This window comes from Rhodococcus sp. EPR-147 (genome assembly GCF_001647185.1).
In the GTDB taxonomy this organism is placed as follows: domain Bacteria; phylum Actinomycetota; class Actinomycetes; order Mycobacteriales; family Mycobacteriaceae; genus Rhodococcoides.
This window is the reverse complement of record NZ_LVCU01000386.1, coordinates 1-3,874: the sequence shown is the minus strand read 5'-3', so window position 1 is coordinate 3,874 and position 3,874 is coordinate 1. Positions and strand designations below refer to the sequence as shown.

3 protein-coding genes are annotated in these 3,874 nt (G+C 65.6%); all 3 read left to right on the top strand.

Annotated elements, in window-relative coordinates; all coding sequences use genetic code 11:
• A partial coding sequence (locus A2J02_RS17125) for a glycerate kinase family protein (RefSeq protein ID WP_068051468.1) occupies positions 1–1,191 on the top strand: 1,191 nt, incomplete at its 5' end.
• A gap of 88 nt (positions 1,192–1,279) precedes the next feature.
• On the top strand, positions 1,280–1,705 hold the full coding sequence (locus A2J02_RS17120) for a PPOX class F420-dependent oxidoreductase (RefSeq protein WP_068051470.1): 426 nt from the start codon (positions 1,280–1,282) through the stop codon (positions 1,703–1,705).
• Between the two features lie 361 nt (positions 1,706–2,066).
• Positions 2,067–3,874 (top strand): condensation domain-containing protein (locus A2J02_RS17115; protein WP_156516265.1); only part of this gene is annotated, 1,808 nt, incomplete at its 3' end.

Here is a 3,874-nt window from a genome sequence, read left to right as displayed (position 1 = left end):
CCGTCTTCCACCCCACTCCGATTCGTCGTCGCCCCGTCGGGGTTCAAGGAATCTCTCGGTGCCGACGAGGTTGCATCGGCCATTGCCGCTGGTATTCGCCGGGTGGTGCCCGGGGCCATCGTCAACTCGGTCCCCCTCGTCGACGGGGGTGAGGGGTCCGCCCGCGCCCTTGCCGGTGCCACCCTGGGCAAGGTGATCGACACCGTCGTGACCGGGCCGGTGGGCAAGCCGGTCGATTCCCATTTCGCTCTGCTGGGAACGGACGGGCCGGTCACCGCGGTCGTGGAGATGGCAGCAGCGGCCGGTCTGTCGCTGGTTCCGCGAGACATGCGCGACCCGACGGTGACCACGAGTCGCGGAGTCGGTGAGCTCATCCGCACCGCCCTCGACTACGGTGCCGAACGAATCCTGTTGGGCTGCGGCGACTCCGGCACCTCGGACGGCGGCGCGGGGCTTCTGCAGGCGCTCGGAGTGCGACTCCTCGATGCCGAAGGCCTCGAATTGGGCGACGGCGGAGGCGAGTTGACTCGGCTCGACCACATCGATGTATCCGGCCTCGATTCACGGCTGAGTCCGGGAAGCGGTGTGGAGATCAGGGTCGCATGCAACCCACACAACATTCTCTGTGGGCCCGGCGGAGTCGCCCGAATCTTCGCACCGCAGAAGGGGGCCAGCTCGACGCAAGTGGAGATCCTGTCGGCTGCGATGGACCGCTGGGCCGAGGTGTTGGAGCGTGACGTGTCGACGCGGCCGGCCGGTCTGAACCTCCGCACCGGGCCCGGTACCGGCGCGTCCGGCGGGATGGGGGCAGGCGTGGCAGCGGTCCTGCGGGCCGAATTGCTACCACGCTTCGAGGTGATGCTCGATCATGTCGACCTCGACAGCCTCATCGCGACAGCAGACCTGGTGTTGACCGCCGAGGGGTCCATCGACAAGCAGACGCCGAAGGGGAAGATCCCGACGGAGGTCGCCCGCCGAGCCAAGCTTCACGGCAAACCTGTGGTGGCGCTCGCGGGAACCATCGGTCTCGACGCCCGCGCCAACTACGACTCGGGTATCGACGCCTTCGCCGGCATCCTCCCCTCACCGGTCGAGTTGGTCGAGGCGCTCGAACGGGGTGCCGAGTTCCTGACCGACGCCACGGAGCGAGCGATGAGATTGCTTCTGGTCGGAGCGACTCTCGGCCGGTGAGGCCGGAGCAGCGTGAATGGATCTCGTGGACCTGCCGAAGTGTCCGCGATCGCCGATTCTGTCGGACCACCCGCGTAGCGTGTCTGCGATGACGTCGATCACCGATCCGCGCGTACGCGAGTTTCTGTCCACGGGTACCCGCACCGGCAAGCTCGGGTACCTGGCCTCCGACGGCAGGCCCCTGGTTGCCCCGGTCTGGTTCATCGTCGAGGGCGACGAGATCGTGTTCAACACGGGGGCCGACACCGCGAAGGGAAAGTCGATTCGCCGTGATCCCCGCGTGGTGCTGACCGTCGATCTCGAAGAGCCGCCGTACGGATTCGTCCAGGTGCAGGGCATCGCGTCGGTCGACGAGGATCCCGCCGAGTTGCTCCGCACCGCCACCGAGCTGGGGGCTCGGTACATGGGCCGCGATCGCGCCGAGGAGTTCGGCGCACGCAACGGTGTTCCGGGCGAATTGATCGTTCGGGTGACACCGAACAAGGTGATCGCCGCTTTCGACATGACGGCATGACGAGCGACGGTCTTCGCCCGGTCGGCACTGTAGATTGACCGGGTGCCGAATCGAGTCGGAGTGTGTCGGGTGAGCTCGGATCGGGTATCGACTTGTAACAGTCCGGTACATACGGACGGATATGTACTGAAAGGTAACTTCGAGTTGTTTCCGGTGAGAAAATAGAGAACGAAGTAAGCAACTTGCTCGATGTGTTCGGTGCCTGCCGATCGCTGCTCGTGTGGCAGCCGGTGGGGGCGCGTGTGATTGTGGGAAAGAGAGGCTTCGATTGGACCCGCTAGGTGTGGAAGGTGCTGGACACGACGACGGAGTCGGCAGTTCCGAGCATTCGTCGTTCCCACTGTCACCGGCCCAATTGGGAATGTGGTTCGCGCAGCACGTGGACCCCTCGGTACCCGCGAACATCGCCCAGTACATCGAACTGCACGGCGACCTCGACGTGGAGCTGCTTCGCCGAGCATCCTCGCAGGCGGCACTCGAACTGCAATCGGGATTCGTGCGCATCGTCGAGGTCGACGCCGAGCCCCGGCAGATCGTCGACCCCACCCTCGACGATTCTCTGAACTACCTCGATCTGCGCGGTGAGGCCGATCCGCGAGCAGCGGCCCTGGCGTGGATGCACGGCGACTACAGCGCGCCGATCGACATTCTCCGCGACCGACTCATCGCGGCAACCGTCCTGCGCCTCGAGGACGACGTGTGGTTCTGGTACGAGCGCGTGCATCACGTGGTGCTCGACGGTTTCGGTGCCGTCACGTTCATGAACCGTGCGGCGGAGCTGTACACCGCAGCGGTGGAAGGTACCGAGCCGAGCAAGAACCTGGCATCGGATCTGACCAAGGTCTACGACATCGACGTGGCATACCGTGATTCGACCCGTTTCGAGGCCGACCGCGAGTACTGGGCGTCACGCATCGACGGCATCGACGGAGTCACCACTCTCGCCGGGCACACGGCTCCGCCCGCAGCGAAGAGCCAGATCGACAGCACAGCTCTGTCCACCGAGACGATGGAACGGCTCGAGGCTCTTCGTGCCGAGACGGACACCACGATGGCAACCATCGTCATCGCCGGCTTCGCCGCCTACCTCGCCCAGATGACCGGACGAGAAGACGTCGTACTCTCGCTGCCGGTCACCGCACGCACCACCGCTGTACTTCGCCGTTCCGGCGGCATGGTCTCCAACGTCGTTCCCCTTCGGCTCGACGTGTCGGGAGACACCACCGTCGAGACGCTGTTCGCGCGCGTCAACGCCGAGGTCTCCGGGGCCCTGCGCCACCAGCGTTACCGGCACGAGGACATCCGGCGCGATGCAGGCTCGGCCAGTGGTCAGGCCTCGTTCTTCGGCCCGTGGGTCAACATCATGCTGTTCTTCGGCGAGGTGCGCCTCGGGTCGATGGTCGGCGGCATCAACATTCTCTCGACCGGCCTCATCGAGGATTTCGGGCTCAATCTGTACACCAGCGTCGCCGGGTCCACCACGCACATCGACTTCGAGTCGAACCCCAATCTGTACGGACCGGAACAAGCCGGCCGGAACCACGAACGCTTCGTCGATTTCTTCGCCCGCTTCGTGGCGTCGGGACCGAAGGACGCGGTATGGGATCTGGCACTGACGGACGGTCTCGAACGCGAGCAGGTCGTGGACCGGTGGAACGACACCGAGCACGAGACCGAGCCACGGACTCTGCTCTCTGCATTCGAGGCCGCCGCGGCCGCGAACCCTGATGCGACAGCCCTGGTGTACGAGGGCGAGGCGCTGACATACGGTGACCTCTCGGCGCGCGTGAACGGCCTCGCTCGCCACCTGATCGACATGGGTGTGGGTCCCGAGACGCTCGTCGGACTGTCGATTCGCCGTTCTTTCGACCTCGTCGTCGGCATGTACGCGATCGTCGCGGCGGGCGGTGCCTGGGTGCCGATCGACCCCGACCACCCCGCGGATCGCACGGCCTACATTCTGGATTCCGCACAGCCGCGGTGCGTGCTGATCTCCTCCCGCGACGAGGTGGCGCTGCCCGAGGGAACCGAGACGGTTGCGGTCGATCTCGTCGACTGTGCCGCGAGGTCCACGGCACCCGTTCGGGATGTCGAACGCACTGCGCCACTACGACTTTCGAATACTGCGTACGTGATCTACACCTCCGGTTCCACCGGACGGCCCAAGGG

Excerpts from the sequence above, each read along its gene's own strand:
- A2J02_RS17120 (WP_068051470.1), top strand. The coding sequence starts at position 1,280 with ATGACGTCGATCACCGATCCGCGCGTACGCGAGTTTCTGTCCACGGGT.